Annotated in this window: 21 protein-coding genes; 10 read left to right on the top strand and 11 right to left on the bottom strand. The window is 62.7% G+C overall.

All coding sequences use genetic code 11. From position 1 onward, the window contains the following. From GSQ76_RS24515 to GSQ76_RS24495, 5 genes are all read right to left on the bottom strand, one after another. Window positions 1-582, bottom strand: a 582-nt coding sequence (locus tag GSQ76_RS24515) for an ATP-binding protein (RefSeq protein ID WP_158746727.1), incomplete at its 3' end; no start/stop codon positions are given. A 352-nt stretch (window positions 583-934) separates the two neighbouring features. Beyond that, window positions 935-4,219: an error-prone DNA polymerase gene (locus tag GSQ76_RS24510; protein WP_158746726.1), complete on the bottom strand. Its 3,285-nt coding sequence runs from the start codon at window positions 4,217-4,219 to the stop codon at window positions 935-937. Next, window positions 4,216-5,718: a DNA polymerase Y family protein gene (locus GSQ76_RS24505; RefSeq protein ID WP_158746725.1), complete on the bottom strand. Its 1,503-nt coding sequence runs from the start codon at window positions 5,716-5,718 to the stop codon at window positions 4,216-4,218. Before GSQ76_RS24505 ends, GSQ76_RS24510 begins: the two co-directional genes overlap by 4 nt. Beyond that, window positions 5,715-6,434 carry an ImuA family protein gene (locus GSQ76_RS24500; protein ID WP_158746724.1) on the bottom strand — a complete coding sequence of 240 codons (720 nt, stop codon included), beginning with the start codon at window positions 6,432-6,434 and terminating at the stop codon, window positions 5,715-5,717. The genes GSQ76_RS24505 and GSQ76_RS24500 overlap by 4 nt, the downstream gene beginning before the upstream one ends. A gap of 9 nt (window positions 6,435-6,443) precedes the next feature. Then, on the bottom strand, window positions 6,444-6,677 hold the full coding sequence (locus GSQ76_RS24495) for a hypothetical protein (protein ID WP_158746723.1): 234 nt from the start codon (window positions 6,675-6,677) through the stop codon (window positions 6,444-6,446). Between the two features lie 310 nt (window positions 6,678-6,987). Between GSQ76_RS24495 and GSQ76_RS24490 the strand changes: the two genes are divergently transcribed. From GSQ76_RS24490 to GSQ76_RS24470, 5 genes are all read left to right on the top strand, one after another. Beyond that, window positions 6,988-7,569, top strand: a complete 582-nt coding sequence (locus GSQ76_RS24490; protein ID WP_158746722.1) for an alpha/beta family hydrolase — start codon at window positions 6,988-6,990, stop codon at window positions 7,567-7,569. A gap of 797 nt (window positions 7,570-8,366) precedes the next feature. Continuing rightward, window positions 8,367-8,705, top strand: coding sequence for a hypothetical protein (locus GSQ76_RS24485; protein WP_158746721.1), 339 nt, complete (start codon window positions 8,367-8,369; stop codon window positions 8,703-8,705). Between the two features lie 86 nt (window positions 8,706-8,791). Further along, entirely contained in the window at window positions 8,792-9,283 is a 492-nt protein-coding gene (locus tag GSQ76_RS24480; RefSeq protein WP_158746720.1) for a hypothetical protein, read from the top strand. A gap of 120 nt (window positions 9,284-9,403) precedes the next feature. Next, window positions 9,404-10,477: a hypothetical protein gene (locus GSQ76_RS24475; protein ID WP_254070614.1), complete on the top strand. Its 1,074-nt coding sequence runs from the start codon at window positions 9,404-9,406 to the stop codon at window positions 10,475-10,477. Between the two features lie 4 nt (window positions 10,478-10,481). Beyond that, window positions 10,482-11,033, top strand: a complete 552-nt coding sequence (locus tag GSQ76_RS24470; RefSeq protein ID WP_158746719.1) for a hypothetical protein — start codon at window positions 10,482-10,484, stop codon at window positions 11,031-11,033. A gap of 665 nt (window positions 11,034-11,698) precedes the next feature. On the opposite strand, the gene GSQ76_RS24465 is transcribed toward GSQ76_RS24470, so the two are convergent. The 6 genes from GSQ76_RS24465 to GSQ76_RS24440 form a co-directional block, all read right to left on the bottom strand. Next, window positions 11,699-14,029 (bottom strand): DotA/TraY family protein, encoded by a 2,331-nt coding sequence (locus GSQ76_RS24465; protein WP_254070615.1) that lies wholly within the window; start codon window positions 14,027-14,029, stop codon window positions 11,699-11,701. Between the two features lie 107 nt (window positions 14,030-14,136). Next, on the bottom strand, window positions 14,137-15,522 hold the full coding sequence (locus GSQ76_RS24460; RefSeq protein WP_216851279.1) for a hypothetical protein: 1,386 nt from the start codon (window positions 15,520-15,522) through the stop codon (window positions 14,137-14,139). A gap of 12 nt (window positions 15,523-15,534) precedes the next feature. Then, window positions 15,535-16,752 carry a hypothetical protein gene (locus GSQ76_RS24455; protein ID WP_158746716.1) on the bottom strand — a complete coding sequence of 406 codons (1,218 nt, stop codon included), beginning with the start codon at window positions 16,750-16,752 and terminating at the stop codon, window positions 15,535-15,537. A 9-nt stretch (window positions 16,753-16,761) separates the two neighbouring features. Next, window positions 16,762-17,310: a hypothetical protein gene (locus tag GSQ76_RS24450; RefSeq protein ID WP_158746715.1), complete on the bottom strand. Its 549-nt coding sequence runs from the start codon at window positions 17,308-17,310 to the stop codon at window positions 16,762-16,764. After that, window positions 17,307-17,780 (bottom strand): hypothetical protein, encoded by a 474-nt coding sequence (locus GSQ76_RS24445; protein ID WP_158746714.1) that lies wholly within the window; start codon window positions 17,778-17,780, stop codon window positions 17,307-17,309. Before GSQ76_RS24445 ends, GSQ76_RS24450 begins: the two co-directional genes overlap by 4 nt. Window positions 17,781-17,847: 67 nt before the next feature. Continuing rightward, window positions 17,848-18,252 (bottom strand): hypothetical protein, encoded by a 405-nt coding sequence (locus GSQ76_RS24440; protein WP_158746713.1) that lies wholly within the window; start codon window positions 18,250-18,252, stop codon window positions 17,848-17,850. Between the two features lie 194 nt (window positions 18,253-18,446). On the opposite strand from GSQ76_RS24440, the gene GSQ76_RS24435 reads away from it, so the two are divergent. From GSQ76_RS24435 to GSQ76_RS24415, 5 genes are all read left to right on the top strand, one after another. After that, window positions 18,447-19,013: a helix-turn-helix domain-containing protein gene (locus GSQ76_RS24435; RefSeq protein ID WP_158746712.1), complete on the top strand. Its 567-nt coding sequence runs from the start codon at window positions 18,447-18,449 to the stop codon at window positions 19,011-19,013. A 775-nt stretch (window positions 19,014-19,788) separates the two neighbouring features. Beyond that, window positions 19,789-20,544, top strand: a complete 756-nt coding sequence (locus GSQ76_RS24430) for a hypothetical protein (protein ID WP_158746711.1) — start codon at window positions 19,789-19,791, stop codon at window positions 20,542-20,544. Window positions 20,545-20,604: 60 nt separating this feature from the next. Next, on the top strand, window positions 20,605-21,234 hold the full coding sequence (locus tag GSQ76_RS24425) for a DotI/IcmL/TraM family protein (RefSeq protein WP_158746710.1): 630 nt from the start codon (window positions 20,605-20,607) through the stop codon (window positions 21,232-21,234). Between the two features lie 13 nt (window positions 21,235-21,247). Beyond that, the gene (locus GSQ76_RS24420; RefSeq protein ID WP_158746709.1) at window positions 21,248-22,240 is read left to right on the top strand and encodes a DotH/IcmK family type IV secretion protein; all 993 of its coding nucleotides are present in this window, start codon (window positions 21,248-21,250) and stop codon (window positions 22,238-22,240) included. After that, entirely contained in the window at window positions 22,237-23,520 is a 1,284-nt protein-coding gene (locus GSQ76_RS24415; RefSeq protein ID WP_158746708.1) for a DotG/IcmE/VirB10 family protein, read from the top strand. Before GSQ76_RS24420 ends, GSQ76_RS24415 begins: the two co-directional genes overlap by 4 nt. Window positions 23,521-23,542: the final 22 nt, after the last annotated feature.

Genomic DNA, 23,542 nt, shown 5'->3' with positions numbered 1-23,542 from the left:
CAATTGTTGCATTCCCTTAGACTCTGCGCCGGCTGGCTGCTTCGCTACCCCCGATCCGCTGTCATGCACGCTGCACACAAAATTGCCCTCCAAGAGATACAGATCGACATTCACAGAACCGGAATGGTGGTCGTCAAGACCGTGCTTTGCCGAATTCATAAGCAACTCATGGACAACCAAAGCCAGCGTGTAAATTTGAGTGGGCTCCGCGCTTACACTTGTCAATTCCGCCGCAACCTTCAAGTGGAGCCTATGTCCCCTTGGTGCCATAACCAGAATGTCTATTGCCTTACAGACTCCCGATATGATTTCTACACAGCAAACCGGCGCCACAAGGTCTGGCGCGTGCAGCCGGGTATGTAACCATCCAAACGCCCTAAGCTGGAGGCAGACGTCGTTCAAAATTGACCTGATCTCGCGGGAGGGAGCCTTTCGGGCCTTGTTATCGAGACTACTCAGCATGAACTGGAGGATGTTAGCCGTCCTATGCGTTTCTTCCTCTGAAAACAGATGCTGCTGCTCGATCGATAATGCTTGCTGCCGGCTAGGCTCGCTATATTCAGAATCATTCGTGAATGTCACGCCAAATCCCCACTCTTTTCGTAGCGGCCGAAGTATGATGATGCTACCATAGCTACTGAATAACCTTGGCAACTTAGTCATCTTCAAAGCAAGAATATTGAATATTTCTACTAATCGCTGAGCAACCTTTAGGCCTTTGATGGCCCCACAAATGTCAGTGGAGATTCGGAACAACTCCTTTCTCGGTTCGGCAGCGCCGGCTGTTGTCTTCTCCCGTCTGAACGTCTAGCGCTAACGATTCAACCGGGTGAAACGTCTGGCTACAAAAACACCGGTGCGAAGGATGACCGTTGGTCGGCGACCGCGCGCCTCTACTGTAAGCAAAACCTCGACCTTCAACGCAATACTAAGACTAGCGGAAATCGCGGCTGTTCGGCATTTTCGCTTTCGCTCGCGCTGAACCGGGATCAGGTCGCCTTATCTCATCAGCACGGTCAAGGATCGCATCGCTCCAGGATAGGTCCGAATCAGCGGTGTTGAGGTCCCGTAGTAGATCACTCCGATCAATGAGCCGGCGGCAAATTAAGTGAGTTATGGCTACTTCTGCGTGCTCGGTTTCGCGTTCGATATAACCTTCGGCGATCATTAACCGCGCTCCGATCATCACTGCCCGGTCTCGCTCTCCCACATTGGTGAAGACGACCAGGTTCGCCACGCCGAACTCATCCTCCAAGGTGATGAACACGATGCCCTTCGCCGTGCCAGGCCGCTGCCGCATCAGCACGATCCCAGGCAGTCGGATGGCACCGCCTGGCCGCGCTGTGTTCAAGCGCCGCGTGTCGTGGCAACCCATCTGTGACAAGCGGGACCGCAACAATGCAAGCGGATGCTGACGCAATGACAGTCCGGTGGCGGCATAATCCAGCACGACGGATTGCCCAACAGCTTCCGCCGGGAGCGCGGGCGCTGGTTCTTGGATCAACGCCGGCTCGCTTAGCGCACTCTCCGCCAATCGCAGTAGGGGCGGGATGTCACGCTCGATTGCCTTGGCATCCCACATCGCCGCACGACGGCTGGCGCCAATGCTCGCAAACGCGTCCGCCTCTGCGAGAGCCTCCATCGCTTTGCGACTGACGCCCGTGCGCCGCGCCACCTCTTCGACGGAGCCATAGGGCGACCCGTTGCCGGAGCGGCGGATCTTGACGATCAAACGCCCTTCCTCTTCTGCAAGCCCCGACGCCAGGCGCAATCCAAGCCGTAGGGCGTGCTTATCAGCGCTCCGGATCTCAGGTTCCAATGTGCTGTCCCAGTCGCTGGCGTTGATGTCGAGCGGCCGCACCAGAACCTCATGCTTCTTGGCGTCGCCGACGATCTGGGCCGGCGCGTAGAAACCCATAGGCTGGCTATTGAGCAGCGCCGCCGCGAACACGGCCGGGTGGTGGCACTTTAGCCAAGAGGACGCGTAGGCCAGATGGGCAAAGCTCGCGGCGTGGCTCTCTGGGAAGCCATAGGACCCAAACCCCTCGATCTGCTTAAACACACGCTCGGCCAGCTCCGGGTCATAACCCCGGCGCACCATGCCGCCCACCAGGCGATCGTGATAAACGCCAACGCCCTGCGTGTGCTTGAAGGTCGCCATCGCCCGGCGGAGCTGGTCCGCTTCATTGGGTGTGAAGCCCGCGGCGACAATCGCCACCCGCATGGCTTGTTCCTGGAACAGCGGCACCCCGAGCGTGCGCCCAAGCACCTTCTTCAGCTCGTCCGGATCGCCAAACTCGGGTGAGGGCTGCGGATAGACCGGCTCTTCCTGGCCCCAACGGCGCCGGAGATAGGGGTGCACCATGTCGCCCTGAATCGGGCCAGGGCGGATGATCGCGACTTGCACTACCAGGTCATAGAACACGCTGGGACGCAGCCGCGGCAGCATGGCCATCTGCGCCCGGCTTTCGACCTGGAACACCCCAAGCGAGTCGGCCCGGCGGAGCATGGCGTAGGTGTCTTCGCAATCGCGCGGCACACCAGCCAGGTCGTAATCCAGCCGATGATGCTGACGCAGTAGGTCGAAGCCGCGCCGCAGGCACGACAACATTCCCAGCGCCAGAATATCGACCTTCAGCAGCTTCAGTGCATCGACGTCGTCCTTGTCCCACTCCAGGACGGTGCGGCCTTCCATCGCCGCGCTGCCAACGACCGCCATCTCGGTCAGCGGGCCCCGGCTCATGACGAAGCCACCGACATGGGTGGCCAAATGGCGAGGGAAGTTCTGGATCTCAGCCGCCAGTTCCAGCGCCAGGGACAGGCGCCGATCAGAGAGATCAAGCCCTTCGTGGTCGGCCAAGGCCTCCAGGCCGTCGTCGCGGCCAGGACCCCAGCTGGCTTTGGCCAAACGCCCCGTCACGTCTTCGGACAGGCCCATCGCCTTGCCGACCTCGCGAATGGCGCTGCGACCTCGGTAGCGGATGACGGTGCCGACGATCGCCGCCCGGTCGCGACCATAGCGCTCATAGATGTGCTGGATCACCTCCTCACGCCGCTCATGCTCGAAATCCACGTCGATGTCGGGCGGCTCGTTGCGGCTGGCGGAGACGAAGCGCTCGAACAGCAGGTCGTGCTTGGAGGGATCGACGGCGGTGATGCCGAGCACGTAGCAGATGGTGGAGTTCGCCGCCGATCCCCGGCCCTGGCAAAGAATGCCTTGCGAACGCGCAAAGCGAACGACCTCGTGCACGGTTAGGAAATACGGTGCGTAGGAGAGCTCTTTGATCAGCGCCAGTTCATGGGCAATGCGCTTTTGGATGTCGGACGGCACCCCTTGCGGCCATCGCGCGGCTGCCGCCTCCTGCACACGATCGGTGAGCGTGGCCAGCGGCGGCCGGCCTGGCTCCAGGATTTCATCCGGGTATTCGTGGTGCAGTTGGTCGAGCGAGAAACCCAGTCCGGCCTCGAGAACAAGGAGGCTGTTGGCGAGGGCTTCTGGGTGGGCGGCGAACAGCCGGCCCATTTCGGCGGTGCTCTTCAGGCAGCGTTCGCCACTGCGCTCTGCGGCATAGCCAATCTTGTCGACTGGCACGGCGAGGCGGATGGCGGTGAGGATATCTGCGAGACGACGTCGATCCGGGTGATGGTAGCGCGGATCGGTTGTGGCCAGGAGGCCGACATTGGCGGCGTCCGCCATACTGGCGAGTGTAGCCAGCTGCTTCCGATCCGACCCGTCCAGGATCACCGGCGCCGAGCACAGCAGCGGCACGGCGAGGCGGTCGCGGAGGTCACGGGCATCGGCCTGCAGGCGTTCGGCAAAGAGGGCGTCCGGTAGGGAAGGTGGGAGAACAGCCATGGCCCAGCCCTCGGCGTGCTCCAGCATCTCAGCCCGCGTAATGGCGCATTGCCCTTTCGGCGCCCGCATCCGGCCGAGAGACAGCAAGCCGGTCAGTCGACCATAACTTGCCCGGTCCGTTGGCCAGACGAGATAGCTCGCCTGATCGTCCAGCACGAGACGCGTGCCCACGATGAAGGGCAGCTTGAGCTCCTTGGCTGCAACATGGGCACGGACCACCCCGGCCAGGCTGTTCACATCGCAGACGCCGATCCCGGCATGCCCCAGCGCGGCAGCGCTCGCCACCATCTCCGATGGATGCGACGCTCCGTCCAGCAAGGTGAAGTTCGTCCGCGCACCGACCTCCGCAAAGCCGGCCGTCATGCGAGGTAGCCGTGCAGGAACCAGCGGGGCGGGCGGTCCGGTCGCAGGGCCTCGACCCGGCCGATCCAGAGGCGGATGCCCGATGTCAGCTGCACCCGGTAATAATCCCGGCCCGTGCGATCCGTGGTGTCTTGCCACCATTCCCGCTCGATCCGTTCGGGCCCATCTGCCCAGACCACTTGATGCACCGCGCCAGCATGGCGAACCTGTGCGGGCGGGCCATCGGGTACGCTGGCCAGAACCATCAAGGGTGTGGGTCGCTGCAGCAGCCGGACAGGAGCGCTTACGTCAGACCGTCTTGCGGACGGCGTGACCGGATCAAACGGACCCACCCGGACTGCTTGCCGCTCTGGCCAATGGCTCTCGCCTTCGGCCAAACGCCAGACGGGCAGGCGTTGGGATAAACGATCCAGCAGCTGCGCCAGCGCTTCGGCTTTGCCCGCTTGCGCGTTGTTCACCGCCACCATCGCATCCTGCGCCGCGACCATGGCGTTGGTGATCCCGGCCTCCAGCGTCATCCGCTCGAAGCCCAAATCCGGCTCCAGCCGATCCAGCTCGTTCGCGAACAGGCGCCGGAGATGGGCTGGCACGCGGCTGGGCAGACCGGTGCCTATGGTGATCTCTTGCACATCGCGGTCGACCCGGAAGGCGCGCAACGTCACCGCCCGTGCCCCCTGACCAGCTTCACCCAAACGGCGGCACAGCGGCTCCAGCATGGCGTCCAAGGCTATGTCGATCGCCGAGCGCGTGATGATTGGTTCGAGAAAGTTCACCGCCTCGATGAAATCTGCCGGCGCACGGACGGGTGGCAGAGCGCGGGGTCGCTCGCCGGTGATCGCGTCAAGCACGTCCATCAACGGCCGGCCAAAGCGCCGCATCAGCGGCGCACGGGGTTGGCGCAGCACGTCGCTGACGCGTTGCAGCCCGAGACGGTTGAGGCCAGCCACGCACTCCGTCGGCAGTCGCAGCATACTCAGGGATAATCCGGCCACGGCCGCCGCATCGCCGCCGGGCGGCACGATCCGCCCATGCTGGCCGGCTCGGGCGAGTGCGGCGGCGACGTCGGCTACGCTTGCCATCACCGCCAGAGCCGAAACGCCGCCATTTGTCAGGCTATCGCTGACGCGGGCCAGCAGGGCGGCCTCGCTGCCGAACAAGTCCGTGCAGCCGGTGACGTCGAGCACGAGGCCATCTGGCGGATCAACGGCGGCGAGGGGCGTGAAGCGCACCGCCCACAGTGCCAGACGCTCCAGGAACGCCATATCTGCATCACCATCCGCCGGCCGGAGCACCAGATCGGGATACATGGCTTGGGCATCAGCCAGCGCCTGGCCGGCATACAGGCTGGCGCCGGGTGCATCCACGCCCATCAGAAGGCGGCGATTGCCCACGCTGGCCCAGGTCGCGAGTAGCTGCCCGGCCAACTCGGGCTCGCGCTGGCGAATGCGATCGGTCGCAAGGCGCGGCAGGTGCAACACGAGGTAACGCCGGCTCTTCATGCCGAGGCGCGTCGGGTAGGTATTTCAGCGGACCCGGCGCCTGCATCCAACACCATGGTCTGGGTCGCACGATCCCAGCGCACCATCCACGCCCCTGGGCGACCGCCCGAGGCACGGATCAGCGTCAATTGCCAGCGCGGCTCACCCGACCGCCCGGCCACGACGGACGCCACGCGCCAGCGGCTGCGCGCGGCCGACGGGGGAATGAGGGTGGTGTCAGGCAGCACGAGCAGGCCGATGCCGCCGCCAGTCTCAGCCGCCAGCTGGAGCCGCCGGGCTGCAGTGAGGTCAGGAGTTGTACCATCCAGCACCAGCACGGCTCCAGCAACGCCCGGGGAGCGCAGGGCCTCCTCGAACGCCCATAATCCGTCCTTCGGCCGCTTGGCGCCGACGCAAACCAAGTCAGCCCGGCGAAGCCCGAACCCCGCCAGCCCGGTCGGCCAGATGTCTGGTTCGTGGCCGATCCAAACCACGGAACCGGCGGCGCGCGCGAGGAGGAGCGCGCAGAAGCCAACAGCCGCACCCGGATCGACAGCGAGGACCTCGTGAAAAGCAGCCCGCGTTAGCCCGTGGCCTGGCAATGCACGGTCGATGGCTGGACAAATCGAGAGCCCTGTCGCTTGCGCGGCGACAGGGCCGCGTTCCAGTCGAGCAACGGTGGCCCGCAGGGCAATGAGCGCCGTTTGGCGGTTCGAGGGAGGCGGGTTGTCCTGCATGACATCCGCCTAGCCGGCGCTATGGGGGCGCCCTGACCGGGCACGTAGGATCACTAGGCCCGATCGCCGCATGTGTTCGGCGATACGGTCTGCCGCCAGGTTGACCGCGAAATCCCAGCCGCCTTTTCGCGGCTTGCCACGCTCATCATAGCGCAGCGCATACGCGAGGATCTCAGCGATTTCCTCGGGCGTCGCCGCTGAGAGCTGCTGGATATCAGGAGGGGGAAGGGGTTCGTCGGCCATAGCGGCACGGTAGGCTGGACAAGAGAACGGAACAAGAACTAGAATCAGTGTGAGGTGTGTCGAAAGCGGCTTGACGTCGATCCTCCACCAAGTGTTCCGCGTTTCGAGGGGACCGTCAATGTCGCAGAATCAAGTCTCTCTCTAGCGCAGCGGGATGCTAATGGCTCGAGAGACGCTATCGAAAAATTTTCCGCGACTGCTTACGCGAGGGAAGATCGGGTGTCGGCAAAAGATTTAACAATCCAGTTCGGAGAGGGCCGGACTGTCCGGCCTCTTGCAGGTGCCGCGTCAGGCGACCGCCAGATATGTCATGGCCCATGGTGCAGGGGCGGGCATAACACATCCTTTCCTTGAGACTGTGGCTGCCGCCCTTTTTGATCGGAAAATCGCTACCCTTCGCTACCAATTCCCTTACATGGAAAAGGGATCAAAGCGGCCCGACACGCCAGCCATCGCGCAGGCAACAGTCAGGGCCGCTGTTGCGGAAGCGGGACGCCGCGTGCCAGGCCTGCCTCTTTTCGCCGGCGGAAAATCCTTTGGCGGTCGCATGACCTCGCAAGCCCAGGCGGCCGAGCCGCTTTCAAAGGTCGCGGGGCTAGCCTTTTTCGGCTTTCCGCTGCACGCCGCCAAAGAACCATCTAACGCACGCGCCGCGCACCTCTCTCAAATCGAGATACCGATGCTGTTCCTCCAGGGCACTCACGACGCACTGGCGGATCTGACGCTCCTTCGCCCGATCGTTCAAAGCCTCGGTCCAAAGGCGACCCTGGTACAGATTGAGGGAGGTGATCACTCATTTCACGTTCCAGTCCGGTCAGGCAAAACTGATGCGGATACGATGAGCCAATTGGTTGACGCTGCAGCACCGTGGTTCAAATCCATTACAAGATGAGGTTCCTGAATTTGTAAGCTGACCAACGCGCGGAATGTTGCTTCGCCCACCGGCGGCGTTGGCGCGGCGTCGAGAGCTAAAAGTATGTTGCGCCGCTGACACAGCTCTCGCTTCCAAGGCCCTCGCGCGGCGACGCCTCTCCGCCCAACAACATTCTGGTGATTTTGCGCTGTGCTGACTCTATCGCTTCGGATCGCTCGCGTCCCTTGCAGTCGAAAGCAACAAAGTTCTTGCGCGCCTGAGCAGGGAACGGGTGCTCCTAGCGCTATGTTTCATGGGGAACAGCAAACACATTTTTTGTGATACCCCGTGCTTCAGTCGGCTTAACTATTGGAATTTGGGGATTTATAAGATTCCAAACGGTTGTCAGCCCAAGAAACTAAGCTTCTTTGACGAATTGCGCGGAACGGAACCATTGATTTTGACGCGCAACCTGGGGTTTTATCCCTGGGAGCGGAGCGGAAACGAGTGAGTAAGACTTTCATGCACGACGTGACGATTTGATGACATTGGGGTTTGGAGCTGCTCACACTCAGTCCATCTTCCACTACGCCTCTGAGGCGAAGCCGGGTCCGACAACTGGGTGGCACGGTTGGCGTTGCAGTTCGAGATTAGAAGCTTTGGCCAGAGGGTCATGCGGTTCACGCCATCTGATTGTGCCACAGGGTAGCAAATGTCAGATAGCTGTCTTTCTGCCTTTCGCAGCGGGAGTTTAAGCAATTCGACCATCTGCGCCATTGACGGGCCAAAGCGAACACGACCCAGCTACGGTTGCGAGCCGGCGAGGGTACGCACCCATGGATCAGTCTGAACCTTCCAGCCTACTTCAGACGTGCCAACCCGTCACTCATGCAGAAATTACGGAAAAGCTTCTGGAGGGCGGCTCTTTGAAAGGAGCCGTCCTCGAAGCCCAGGACGACAGCAAGGCACCGAAATATGCGGTCTTCCTGCTGCCCAGTTGGCGAAGGGGATATTGCATTTTGCATGTCCATTGGCCGGCACGCCCACGCCTGTATCGTGACTTAGACCGATTGCTCGTGCTGATCAGATTTGATTATGGTTACACCGGCACGATCGCTCTCAAGCGGGCCAGTGACCTTTCAACATCGAAACGCTACTGGCGCGTAAAGCTCTGATGATGGTTGAGGTATGCCTACGACTAAAGCGTGATGAACGAGCCTGAGGTCTTTTGCGGGCCGGACGGCATATGGGGGGTAAGGTGATGAGCGAACCGACGAGCGACACGAGCGCAAGTCTGAACCTTTCGGCTTTTGTCGGCTTGGACCTGAAGGGGCGTCCCGTCCTCCCGGCCGTCAGTGATCATATCATCAACTGGGTGGTTAGTTTCGAATCGTTGGCCAATCGGGTTAATAAAGCCGAAGCCTCCGACTTGCCAGAATGCGATGTTGCGGCGGTCGAGGCGGAGGAGCTCGGGGCGATGTTCGAGATCGAGGAACTGGCCCAGGTGATTACCGACATGCATGCTGGTAACCAAGCTGAGGTCGAAGCCAAGACGCGAGCCCTCGACGCTCTGACCAGCGTCCTTACTTGGGAGCGAGAGTCATTGGCCGCGCTGCGTCGTTCAATCGAGCGGGACCAGGTAGAGGTCAATGCTCGTTTTGTCGGTGCGCCGCCCCCGGCGCCAGTGCAGCGCTTGAGTTGGTTGAGCCGGATGAGCCGAAAAGATCGGCCCGTTCGCCCCACCTCGCTTTAGCCTCCGGGGACGTTCACCCGCGGAGGCATCATGCGTTCATTTCTCCTCGCGACCACGATGGTCGCGTTCCCGCTTGCGGCGTTTGCGCAGTCACACTGCGCGCTACCGGCGCCCGTCACGATGGCGGCCGAAGCGCCGATTCAACTTCCTCTCCCCATTACCGTGGGCGGTCCGCCGGTGCCGCTGATGCCTGCCGTGGCGCCACTGCCGCCCCCGACTCAGGCTCCCGCACTCCCTTCGACTGCCCCCGCGGCGGCATCGAAGATTCCGGCGGACTTCGCGGCAATTCCAGCCTTGGCCCATATTGCCGCTGCGGGCGCGACCTTGTCCGACCTCGGGATGTCGCATGGGTTGCGCACCATCTCCGCGCGGCACGATGCGCAGGTCATGGTGTTCGAGGTGAGCCCGGATGGTCAGGCGGCCGTTGCCGGACTGATGACCGATCTCTCCGTCGATCAGCTGCGGGCGATCGGCGGGAAGGATCTCACCGAACTACCGGCGCAGCATGGCTTGCGCGCTCTCTTTCTCCACAACGGGCCGCAGTTTCAGGTCTTCTACGCGAGCCCGGACAGCGAGCGGGTCATTCCCGGCGTCATGTGGGATGCGACCGGCAAGGACCTCACGCGCGACCAGGTTGCGGCGATCCCCGGCGCCATTCCAACGGTGACGATCGGCGCCGACACCGCTCCCGCCGCTGGCGCCAGCGGTCCAGCAACTGCCACGGATCAAACGTCCAACAATCCTAACCTGATCGCCGTGGCGCAGAGCACCACTCACGGCAGCATCGGCAACGCGTCAGCACCCGAGCTATGGATGTTCATCGACCCGCAGTGTTCCTTCTCGGTGCGGGCGATGCAGCAACTGGCGCCGTTCGTCGCGGCCGGGAAGGTGAGGTTGAATGTCATCCCACTTACGATCCTCGACGGAGAGGACAATGGGATGAGCACGAGGAGCGCGCTCGACCTGGTCAGCACGCCAAGTGATCAGTTGGTCGCCGCCTGGGAGACCGGCCATATGGCGGGCCCTCCGGCTGCGGACGCGAGCGGCAAGCTACAGGTGAACATGGCGGCGGCTGCGGCGATCCATCTTCAGGGTACGCCGACGCTGATCTGGCGCAAGCCGGACGGGTCGGCCGGTCGATTGGACGGCCTCCCGCCGGACATCGGCGGTCTGGTCGCCTCGATCGGGAGTTGAGGCGATGGACCTTTTCCCATCGGGCAAGGATGAACAGAGTATCGATCGAAACCGTCTTTCCTTCATGCGCAGAAACTGGCGGCGGGCGAAATTCATCGCCGGCAGCCCCGTCGCCAATGTCGGCTTCCAGGAAATCTCCGAAGGCCGGCGCTTCATTGGTGGGCTATGGGGGCTGCTGAGACGCGGCATCCCGACCGACACACGGCTGAAGTCAGACGAGGATGGCAGCATAGACCTTCTGGCAACGGCGTTTTCTTACGGCATGAGCGTTGAAGCTTTGGTGGAGCGGCTCCGGTTTCGCCAGGGGCAGACCGCTTGGGCCGCCTACGCGATGTTCGGTCTCGGTTCCGTCTTTCTGGTGCTGTGGCTGTACGGCGCACTGCATATCGGGATGAGCAGCGCGCGACTGTTCTCGGCGCTGGAGTTCCTGCCGTTCTGCACGCTGTTTTTTCTTCTTGCCTTCAAGAGCGCTTGGCTGAATTGGCAACTCAGAACGCGTCGGCTGGGCTCGCCCGTCGCTTACCTGAAAACGACCGAGCCCTTTCTGCCGCGCTAATCAGAACGTGCCGGGGGGAGCCAGCGTGCTCCCTCCGGCCGCTCCGGTTGCCCACTCGGCGTGCTCGTAATCGGGCCGCCCCTGATCCACTGAAGGATCCGAAGGTTTCACGATGGTACCCTCCCGGTTTACGACGGGCGGCCGCCACGTAGCATTGGCCTGTCCGTACGCAGCATAGGGATCGTAGAGCGGATGCTTCACCGGCGGCGCGGCCGGAGCGTCATAGTCGCTGGCGGATTTGACGTTGGGAGGGGTAGCGCACGCGGCTAGGCTCATAAGCAGCAGGCCAGCGATTGGAAGGGCAGGGCGCATGATGGTCTCCATGTTGAACGGGACCACCATGCCGGCGTTCGGGGCGAACGAACGCGTTATTAGTTTTGCTCGCCTCGTAGCAGCTTCAGGTCCCGGGCGGCCTCCTCAGCCCAAGCGCGCAGCTTAGCATAATTGTGCTCGTATTCTGCCAAGTCCCGCCGCAGCTGCGCGTTTTCGGCCGCGAGTGCCTGGTTCTGGGCAAGCAATGGGTCCGCGACTACGTGCCTATGTCGTCTCGCGGCAAAGACGGACGCGATAGCTTCGGACCGTGACCGATCAGCTTTCGCTGCCATCCGTCCCAACTGGTACCAAGCCCAACCGCTCGGCCCACTATCCTGAGTATCATCGCTCATCTAGGCCTCCTCGTCGGAGGGGGGTGAAAAGTCAGTGGTCGCGCGCAGCGTAGAATCCATACCACCAGATGGAGGTCCAGAGGAAGACCCGTCAGACGTGCCCGTCGTACCTCCAGGACCAGCAAGGCGCGGCCGTGCATCACCACCTTCGATACGAGCTTTGCTTACAGCCTGAACCCCGGCCGTCATGCCCTCGTCGATCTTCATCAGCGTGCCCCCGACGCCAACTAGGGCTGCGTCCTTGCTGAACTGGTCTATGTCCACACGGCCGGCTCCATGGAAACCAAGTAGCGCCGGCACATGATGAGGAACCAGCGAGATCATGCGGAACGACATAAGTGCCGCCACAACATGGGTCATCACGAAGATCGACAACAACACAACGACGCCCAGGACATTGGTGACGATCCAGCCGTGCTCGAGCACGAACCCGGCCGCGATGCCGAAGGTCTGGCGTATCAGGAAGGAGATGGACGCGAATATGAAGTAGCCCAGGAAGAGGCCGAACAGCATGAGGACCGGGCGGAATAGGACGTTGAACAAGAGGGCGTAGCCCTCGCTGGCGCGGCCATGCAGCCCTTCACCCTGCATCGTCATGTGGGCGAGCATCCAGAGCGGCACGGCGATCACCGCCTCGCAGACCAGGATCAGCCAGCCCATGACGCCAGCCATCCACATGATCCAGGGGATCATTGGCAACACGAAGGCGATCGTCAGGCCCGGAATCAACAACCCAAGAAGCAAGGCAAAGATCGGCGTGCCCAGGAAGGTCATGAGGAAGTGCGCGGCGGCCGTCAGTCCGGCCCCAGTAAAATTGAGCGTGAGTATCTGGAACGCTGCTGTGGCCGTCGAGGCGGTGCCGGACGCGGCCAATGCCGCGAGCCCCATGGCGGCCACGGCAACGGTCACCATGAGGTTGCCTAGCCCCATGAGCGCCGAGAACGGGTCCGTCCATTGGTTGCCGGTCGGCGCGATCGCCGTTTCGAAGAGCTGCAGCACGTAGTCGTTGAGATGCAGCCGGCGAAACACCTGCTCGATGATGCCGGACCCGTCCATGCCGGGGGTCGCGCCGGAGAATAGGTCCCCCTGGCCGCCGGGCTGATTCATGCCGTCCTGGGTCGTAACATAGTTCGACAGCGTGGTCAGGAAGGCGGTGGAGGATTGGATTAGCGGTGCCAGATCGCTGGAGAGGGAGGGCCCAAAACCATCGTAGCTGGGCGCCGTCACCTGTGGAACCGCGCTCAGGAGCGAAAGCGTCTGGCCGTTGAGACGGGCGAATTCGAGATAGTAGGCGCCGGCCCCGGTCCACCCTAGGGCACTGAGTTGGGTTTGATTGGTGCTGCTATTGGCAAGTGCTGCGGCCCCACCGGTTTGCAGAGACGAACGCAGGTTCTGCGTCACGGTCTGTGCCGCAGATGTAAGTTGGCTCGTGTAGTCGCGGGTGGCGTTGGTCAGAACGTTCATGAGCCCGTTCAGGTCGGAAGCTTTTCGGTCGTTGAAGAAGGCGGTCGCGATGGTTTGGACGTTCGTCGCGATGTCGTTGTTGAGAACGTTGGTCAATGCCTGCTGCTGAATTGCACTTTGGTCGACGGGGACGCCGGCGATATTGGTTGCCCCTTGCAATGGGGCGGAGATCGTCACCGTGCCGCAAGCCGGCGTCGAACCGACATTGCCGACCGAGAGGCTATAGCCGAGGATCGTCTCTTGACCGCTGGTCGCGCTGCCAATCACGACGGGCTTCGGCTCGGGCACCAGCTGGGTCGCGGCGCTGGTCGTGTTGGACGCGGCATTGACCAGCGAGCGGCACAACTCGTTCTGAATAAGGCCGAGGACGATCGTCTCCGTGCCCGGGATCATTGGCTGCGCGACCACCATGGCGTCTGGACCAATCGCCTGGACCGCTTGGGTGTAGACCGACTTTGCCATGCCGACGCCCCACAGCGACATCTTGACGACGGCAGCTTGTCCGACGCTGAAGCCGAGTGTAGGCACGGGGAACATCATGATCGCGGCAAAGCCGAGCCGAACTATGAACATGCCTGTCATGTTGTTGCCGAGAAGGCGGGAGGTTTCCGCACCTCGGTGGATTTGCATGATCGTTGAATAGCACAGGAACGCCATCGCGATCGCCGCCACGAAGCCCGTGAGTTGTCCGATCATCTGCCCGATGACGGTCGTCTGCGTTGCTGAGACACCATTGGTGCCGGAGATCGGAAAGACGTTCTGGATGACGGTCGCCGCCCAGTCGTTTCCGGGATCGAGCGCACTCCAACTCAGGTTGAAGCCGCTGTTGGTCGCCGTCGTCTGCGCAAAGGCAGGGACGGCGACCATGGTAAGCAGCAAGACCAGCACGGCGGCCCAGGAACGACGCATGACATCCTCGCAGGATTATGGTGCTGCGAGGGTGAAGGCTTATGGGGCGAACCAATCCAAAATTGTCAGGGGCCGGGAGAGGGGCCGTCGGAGGGCCGCGCATTGCGTTCGGCCGAGGGCCTAAAGGCCGACTTCACGGCGTTGATCGCGCGATCGAGTATCTCTCGGAACTTGTCGCCCAAATCGTCCATGACACTCTTGCCATCGTGCCTGCTCGGGATGATCGAAGTTGCCTTGCCGATCTCGGCGTCCATCTTTTCGAAGCGTGCGTCCAGGGCCGCCGCGGTGTTTTGCCGTGCCCCGATCGCGGCCACGGCGGAGCGGTCGGCACCGTATTGCTGCAGGCTGCCGGCCATCCTGTCCCAGGCGGCCGCGGCGCCGCGCTCCACAACCAGGTCGGCGTTGAATTGCGAGCGGAGGCTGGCGAACCGGCCACCTTCGCGCATTTCGGACAACACGGCCGGCATGCCGCCGGGTTCTGCCTTGGCGGCGTCCTGGATCTTGGTCAGGATGTTGGATGCAGGTCCCTGCGAGAAGGCTCGCACGGCCTCCATGGCGGCTCGCTGAGACTTCTCGGCGCCTTGGATGGTGGCTTCATCGCGGCGCTGCTGGAAGGCATCCTCGTGGCGCGCCGAGCGATCGACGACCGAGGTTGGTTGCCGGTCCCAATTGGGGCTCTCTTGCTGGGCGTGCCGCGCAAGCGCCGCCAGTGCTTGGGCGACGACACCCGGCCCGCGGCCCGTGACCGTCGCCTGCGGTGGATTGTTCGTCTCGCTCCCAGACGGCGGCACGGCCGGCTTCTCCCAGCCGGGGACGTCCCTGATTGGACCGGTTTGACTGCCCGGAGAGCGAGATGCATGGGTCTGATCGATGTCCGTCCCAGCCGGCCTCCATGACCTCCCCTCCGGAATGGTCGAGCGTTGATCCGGGCCGCTGGATACGGGGCCAGCAGGAGAACTCGCCAGCCGAACTCGATTCTCCAGGTTGTCTAGGACGTCACGGGAAGGTGCCGCATTCTCTCGCATTCGCGCACCACCGGCGGCTACGGCGAGCGAACGTATCTCGCGGACAAGGCGTGCGTCATCAATGGCGGGCGTCGCCTGCATCATCGCTTGCAGCCGCTCGTCCTTCAAATTTGGGGCGGTGACGGCAAGCCGGCCCATCTCCTCCCGGAGGATCTGTGGCACGGCAGTAATTGGGCCGCCGAGCTTCTCCATGTCCTGAAGGGCATAGGCGACACGGGTCCGGAAGGTGGCATCCCCGAGCCATTCCGGTCGCCGAAGGGCGGTCTCCGAAAGTTGGTGAATCGTGCGGCTGAGATCGGGGTCCTTGGCGGCTATGGTCGAGGCGTCCCGATCTAGCCGTGTGATGAGATCGTGGATTGGATCACGGTGGCTGGTGGACGGGTCAGCGGGACGCGGGTTGGTTGGAGGCGTGCTGCCATCGGGCATGGAGAGCTCCTGTCAGTTTGCGGCCATGGAGGGGGAGGGCATTGGCGTGGCCGGCCGGAAGTTCGTCTCTTCGGTGGCCGACAGTTGCGTCGCAGCGATCGTCGCGTTGAGCAGGGTGACCCGGTAGTTCTGCATCGCGAGGTAGTTGCTGAGCGCCAGCTCGGTGGCGATCTCGCGCTCCACCGAGGCCGGGGGCATGGCTTGGAGCCCAGCGGCCCAGGTCACGTCACTGATCCGCCGGGTTGCCTCCAGGCTCAGGGCCTGCAGCCAGGACCCGCTCGTGGGGACGGTGAGACCTTCATTCGTCAGCAGCTGTTGCTGTTGGGTGGTGAGAGTCACACCCGGTGTTTGCTGCCCGATCGCCAGGTTGATGACGCTGCGGGCGAGGGACATCCGCGCGTTGTATTCGCGACGGTGTGCGGCGGCGTCCTGGCCGCTGATCGAGGTGAGCTGATCCATCCGCAGGGCAGCCGGGACGATGGGCTGGATCAGGTTGGTGCCAAAGTCGTTGGCGGCGTTGATGCCGTTCTGATCGTTCAGGTTGTCGGTGCCGAAGAGGCTGGACGCCCGCTGATCGGCGTTTTGCATCGCCACGGCCACTTCGGTGCAGAGCCCGGCCGCGGCGTCGGTCGAGGAGCAGTAGCGGCTGAGATGAACCTGGCCGGCCGCCTGCATGGCCTGTCCGGCGCCGTAGTAGGCTGGCGTGTTGATGAGCGCCTCGCCGCGAGGGTCCATGACGGCCTCGATGGTCTGGCCGGTGCGCCATCCCTGGAGGGCGGCGGCGGTGACGACCTGGCCGCTATCCAGCGTGGTGCAGTTTTGGACATTCGGCGTCTGCTGGTCGCGGATTTGGCTATTGCGGACATCGCGCTGGAAGCGGGCCATCGCGGTGTTGGACGCGTCGGTGATCTGCTGCTGGGCACCAACCTGGCCTTTCGCGTAATTGGCCTGCTGGGTGAAGCCTTCCCGCAGCAACGTGTTCGTGTCGCCGTAAGTGGTGTTGCCTATGGCAGTATTGATGTCCTTCATCGTGCTAGAAATTGTACTTTGGACCGTGTTCATCGCGTTGAGAACGTCGAGAATGCCAGTCTCTTGGGCGAGAGATTTGATCTGCGCGGCAATGGAGGCCACGTCGATCGTCGCCAACTGCGCGAAGGACGGCCTGGCGTTGAAAAGCACGGCGCCGATTATGGCGCCAGCGGCGGTGGCGAGCAGCATTTTGCGGTTCATTGACGCCTCCTAGTAGAGGCCGCCGGACGACACGACCGGATAGCCGGTCGGAGCCGATGGCGCGCCGTTCATGTAAAGGCCGAAGCCCTGCTGGGTGTTGAAGCCGGTGCTGACAGATCCGATCGGCGGGCCGCCGCCGCCAAAACTCAGTTTTGGGCACATGGTCCCGCCACCAAGCCCGAGCCCGAAGCCCATGTTGAAGCCGGTGACGGTCAGTCCGCACTGGGCGGATCCCAAGGTGCTCTGCCAGGCGCTGTTGACCGCCTGACAAAGCTGCCCTTCGACCGCTTGCAGGAGAGTGGACGGATTGAGCAGGTTCGTGACGACGTCGAGGCCCACGCCGTTGAAGAAATTCTGCAGGCAAGAGAGCTTGGTAACGCTTTGCGGCGGGTTGATGCTGGTGTCGTCGGCGCTGATCCGGGCTGCCACGCCGTTGGCGGCGGCTTGGACGATGGTGGCGCAGGCCTGGCTGCCCGTGGTGCTGGTGGCGGTCTGGGCTATCGCTACCCCCGGGAGCAGGGCTGCCAGGGCGATGAAGGGGATGATACGGTGCATCATGCAGCGACCCGCAATCCAACCGCCGGCTCACAGGCCGCCATCAAGGCGGCGAGGCGGCCGGGGGCGTAGATGCGCTCCAGGAGCGGCGGCTTAGCCGCACCAGCGAGGGTTGCCTGAAGATACTGACCAATACCTGATGGGTCTGGCTCCAACACGGCAGCCAGGATGGCGTCGCTTTCCGGCAGCCCGGCTTGCATGAGCCAATCAAGGAGGCGGAGGACCCTCGGGAAGCCCAGTTGCCCCATGACCGCCCGCAGATCATCCCGAAGGAGACTTGTCCTGAGGCGGGATGCGAGCACCGCCCGATCTACCGCCAGGGCCTCCTCCAGGGCGCCCCCCAAGCGCGACAATGCCGCCTCGACATCCGGATGGGCTTCAACTGAGGTGACCGATTGTGCCAGTATCCCGTCTCGGTCCGGTTCTTCACGCCGCAACCAATCCAGGACGGACGATATCTCCAATTCGGGCACCGCGGCCTCCTCATGACATCACATGAGCGGAGGGTGACTGAGGTTGGGGCGAACGGACGGAAAAGATTCAGTCGTGGATCCAGAGCGTACGACCGGACATCTTCATATGCAGGCCCAGCGGCATCAGCACGCCTCCGAGCACCTGGTTCCATGGCCGGCCTCCATGCCAACTGACACGGACCTGGCGGTCGACGCTGTTGCCGTAGGACACATGGACCCATCGCGGGGCGACCTGGCGTACGGCGAAGTCCAGAGGCACATCACGGCCGAAGCCGAGTGCAATCGGAGGACTCGCGTGGAACGCCGGCCTTGGCACGGGGCTGCTATCGATCGGGGCAACCGGTGGAGCGAGCGTGGTCGGCCCCTGGGTCACCGCTGGAGGTGGCGCGGTTCCGTCGATCTTGAAATCCACCGCTAGCGGATGAAGCAGCAAAATGATGCTTCCAACCCCAAATGTCATCGCAATAGCCATGTTGATCCTCCATACGACGTAGGGTAGGCGAATCCGGGGCGAACGGGGTTGTTCGCTTTGTCAGGTTTTGAGAGAAGCCGCGTTGAGAGTTCGGGGAGGGGATTCATCCAGTCGCGCGTCGCGCCAGGGAGGGGCACCCTCTCCTCACGTCGCAAAGAGAAAGGACAGTAGTATGCGCCACACGGCAGGCCGTTATGCCTAGAACTACGAAAACCGCCCCGCCGCGCCCCGCGGAGGAGAAAAAGAACGGCGCTACAGCTCCGCGTGCGCTTGAAGCTGTCCGCGCCATCCCGGCACAGTCTCCCAACCTGAAAAGGGGTAAGGCCGCCCTGGAGCCGGATCCGAAGATTGAGGAGGCCGCGCCCGAGCCCGAGGTGACGCCAAGCCGCCGCGCATCCAGAACCCCTTTATCGGAAATCCACCCGACATTGGCGCATTTGGGCGCCACCGTGAGACGGATTCGTAAGGCGAAAAACCTGACGCAACTGCAGTTGGCGGAGCTCTGTGGGTTTAACTCCGCCGCCATTTTCATGGTTGAGGCTGGTCGCCAAAACATGACGATCAAGGGGCTGATGGGGATCGCCGCCGCCCTTGACCTGGAAGTCGGTGATTTGTTTCCGCGTACCACGCCCCGCACGTCGTCCAAGCTGACGGAAGTGGCCAGTACCATTGTCGACGTCAAAGAGCGGGTCGTGTCGCAACTGCGTATGCTGGATCGCTTGGCGGACGAACTGCGCGAGGAAGCGAGCATCGTCGGGTAGGTTCGAGGCAACGCGGCACTCAGGCCCTTGATCTTGAACCGATCGACAGGACCATTCCCCACTAAGCACAGGCCGACCATTGATCACGAGGGCTCCTCCAGGAGGAGCCCTCGTCTAACCTCCCCACTTTTGGGGCTCCGGTCTCTCACAACAGACATGACGTTCACTCTACTCCGCAGCGGTCGCACGCCCGCACATCACAAGATGTGCCGATCAACCTCGACGCTCAGTGGAGTAGTGATAGTTTTATGACAGCGGGTTATTACGTTCGCCCCGTCAGTAACTGGTTATAGCCTGGCTTACCACGCCAGAACAGGGCCTTAGTCCCGTCACGACCGGAAAACGGCCAGCCTGCTGAACGTAATCTATAATTGCATCTACTCTCGTTCGCGCCAGTATTGCCTTGCCTATAGCCATAGTCGGCGCTTAATTTTGCCACCAGCGAACAGGATCGACGGATGCCGATGAGATCGGCAGGCCGCCTAGTGGTCCGCGGTCCGCCCCGGCAGCACGCATCCAGGCAAACCTCTAAACCGGGCTGTAACAATGTTTTCCCTGTTAGGGACCGTTTTCACACTAGACTATATAGAGATATGTTTGGTTATAGTGCTGCCGCCGATATCGGGGAGGGCAGAAGATGCAACCGTTGGAAGGTCCGCAGCGGTCGCGCGCAACGCCGTGCGCACCACCACCTTGCCGGACGGAGACGTTGTCTCCCCTGGCCCACACGGCCGGTCGCTTTAGTCAAGGGCAGTATTGCGCTCTGCTTAGCGGGATGGTGGCGCAAGGCCACGGCCTCGAAGCACTGTGCTTCTTTCTAGCGCTGACTCGCGACCGAATCTTCGGCCTCATTGTTCAACTCAATTTACCCACCCCGCATGATCGACCGATGCGGCGAGGAGGCGCTCGTGCCTGGACGCAGAGCGACTTTCCAATCTTGCTCGATGGCTGGCTCAACAACTGGTCCGCCGCCTGCATCGCCGACCGGCTCGGGCGATCCCGCGGCAGTATTTATTACCAGACTCGGCGCCTCGGCCTAGCAAGACGCGATCGAAGATTGCTGCACTGGCCAGAGCCAGCGGTCCCTGAGCCGGTCACACCGCCGAAAGCAGATACGGCGAAACCGCGATTGCCCGCCCGATGGCCGGTATACGGCGGTGACAAGGTTCTTGAGCTGACCTCCAAGCGCAAGGGGCTGCAAGTTGATTGGCTAAAGAACCTTGAGGCTTACGTCGATGTTGGTTGGCGCGTTTGGTCCGGCCAGCGGATCAGCGTCATCGCCGAGAATTATGGCGTTTCCTATATAACCATCGCTTCCGCGGCTTATTGGCTGAACGCCAAGGGGCCAAGCAGCCATAAAGACCTCGTCGACCATTTCGATCGGGCGCTGGGGGAGGCCAACGCCAAAGCCCGAGGCGGCGAACTTCGAAAAAGCGAAGTCGACGGCATCACTCCGTATTGGAAGGTCGGAGACATGTTCAAATCAAGACGCGACAAACGAAATGCCAAAAGGCGGGGACTAGCTTTTTAACGCTAACGGTTCGCACCAGACGCTCGCAAGATCGTCACAGGGTCATTGCAGGGAGTTGTCATGCAAAACCAAGCCGCCGCTGTAAATCGTCGTCTTTCAGACCCGGACTTCCAGGGCTGGGTCGTGCGCAACAGTATTTTTGTCGTGATGGCCCTGTCGGCTCTGCTGGCGATCTTCGTCGTTCACGACGCGTATGTATGGACGCATCCAGCAAAGCCACAATACTTCTTCGTCGACGGTCGCAACCCGCCCACGCCGGCCGTGGCGTTGGACAGTCCAATCGTGGACGACACGGAATTGCTGGAGTGGTCCGTCAAGTGGGTGCTGGCGCCCTACAACGTCAACTATCATGACTTTGCGCAACAGCTGAATACCGCCGGACAGCACTATACGCGGAACGGCTGGGGTAGCTTTGGTGCAAGCTACATCAAGGGCGGCAATTTCGATGAAATGCAGCGCGCACGTTTGACGTGCTACGCGCAGGCACAGCGTAGCGCCGTCATCCGTCAGACGTCGATCATTGGCGGCCGCCTCGCCTACCAGGTTCAATTCCCCATGGTTCAGACCTGCGAGAACGTCAACCAGCAGAGCACGTCGAACCTCATGATGACGGCGTTGATCGTCCGCGTGAACGACCAAGACCATCCCGACGGTCTAGCGATCGAGCAACTCACCGCCAAAGCGTATTGAAAGAGAGGTTGTCGTGCGCCCCAGTCTTCTGGCTGTCCTGCTGCTGGTTGGAGGCCTAGCCCCTGTTGCATCGTTTGCGCAGGACGCCTCAAGCCCATCCACCGCTCCTCCGCCGACGACCCCGGCGGATCCAGGCCTGAGTGGCCTCGACCCGGCCGGGCAGCGTGCGGTTCGCAACGCGATCCCACTGACGCCGGACATGATCCAGGAATTGGAGCGCCGCTACGGGGCAGCGCAACAGGCTCAGGAGCAAGCGACGCAACAGGTCGCCTCGCCGGTCAGCCGCATGGTCAGCGTGACCTTCGCGCCCGGGCAAGCGACGAGCATCATTCAAACCGTGCGCGGCTATCCGACGGCCATCAGCTTCTTCGACGCGACGGGCCAGCCTTGGCCCATTGGCTGGAACACCAATAGCAATGCCGCGAACGTCGCCGGAGGCACCAATTGCAACTCCTCGCAGGCCGTGTCTGGCGGTGACGGCAGCCCCTCGGTCAACGCCGTCGGGTTCTACGTCTGCGTGCCGGTGAAGGGCTCAAACACTATTGAGATTACGCCGATGTCGCTGGTACCGCGAGGCGGCCTGGTGGTGAACCTGCAAAACGGGCCGAAGCCGCTATCATTCCTGATGATCGCCGGACGCGACCGCTACGACGCGGATATGAGCATCCACGTCTCCGACCGCGGCCCCAACGCCAAAGTCATGGTCGATACGCGACCCGGTGCGCCAGTCACGGGTGCGCCCTACCTCAACGCCATGCTGGCGGGGATAGCACCGGCCGAGGCCGTGCCGCTCAATGTGTCCGGCGTCTCGCCGGATGAAGTCATGGCGTGGCGACTTGGCGGGGAGACCTACATCCGGACCCGCTACACCTTGATGTCACCGGCCTGGGATGCGTCGGAAAGTGGTGAGGGCGGCACGACGATCTATGCCATTCAAAGTACACCCGTCGTGTTGCTGTCCGCCGATTCTCAAACGATCTCCGCTGAACTGAAGGACGCACGATGATGTCGAGCTTTGCCAGGAAGCTGCAGATGGGCAGTGTCTTCAACCGAGCCGCCTATGCCGGTCCCCGGCGCTTCCTCATCATCGGCGGCGGGGTGATCGTGGTCGCGGCGGCGATCACGTACGTCTCGTTCTCAGGCTCCAGTTCGCCGCTGGCGTCGCAGGTCGCGCGGCTGCCCTCGGTCAACCCGCTGCCGGGAGGCCTGCAGAGTAATCCGCAGCAGGACAAGCTCGCCTTGGCGACAAACCGCGAGCAAGCGGACCAAGCGGTCCGCTCCGGCTTGTCCTACACACCTCCCATCGCTGCCAGCCAGCCTCTCAGCGCGCCGCCCGCCTCGGGCCCGACGCTGGCAACCCCGGCGTCCCTCGCGCCACCCGCCCCGCTGGCGCAGCATGTCGCGGCGCAGACCCCTCCGACGCCCGCCGCCCAGCCACTGCACTACACCCCTGATCCTATGGTCCATACCGTCGCTCAGACCACGCAGGTCGATCCGCAGGAACAACAGGCGTACAATGATGCCATTAACCGTCTCCTGCGCGGTTGGAGTGGCCGGTCGCCCCGAACCGACATCCAGATCCAGCCCATGGCGGATGCCGCGGACGCCGGTAGAAGCGGGCAATCGGGGAGCGATCCAGGACCCGTCCGCACGGCCGCGGTTGACTCGGGGTTTGCTGCGAGCCGATCGACCGCCAGGGCCGCCGCGGGGCGGCTACTCCTGCCAGCCGGCAGGGGGGTATTTGCCCATACGATCCTTGCGGTGTCCTCGGATTCTGATGGCCCCGTCGTTTTGCAGGCCGATTCCGGTCCGCTCGCCGGCGATCGCATGATCGGATCGTTCGGTAAGGCAACCTCGAACGGCACAGGCTCGGCCGACCGCCTCGTTGTCCGCGTCAACACCATTGAGCATCAGGGCCAGAGCATTGGCGTGGACGCGATCGTCACGGCGCCGGAAACGATGGAAACCACTGTTGCCAGCAGCGTGGATGAACATTACCTTGCGCGGTTCGCTCTCCCTGCGGCGGCGGCCTTCGTTCAAGGCCTTGGGCAAGCCCTCGCCACCACATCCAACACGAACGGCGTTCTGAGCCCGTTGGGCGGGACGAGTTACTCGACGCAGCTGAACTTCCCGCAGCAGCTTGGCGTCGGAGCCGGCGTCGCGGCGCAACAGCTTGGGAATACGCTGAACCAGCAGGCACCGCGCGGCCCAACGGTTCATCTCGATGCCAACGTCAATGTCGGCGTCATGTTTCTGGCCGCCGTGCGTCAGACAGCGCAACAATAAAGTCGATCGGTTCGCCCCACCT

It is taken from the genome of Acidisphaera sp. L21 (assembly GCF_009765685.1).
Lineage (GTDB): Bacteria > Pseudomonadota > Alphaproteobacteria > Acetobacterales > Acetobacteraceae > LMUY01.
This window is presented reverse-complemented; position numbering and strand designations above follow the sequence as displayed.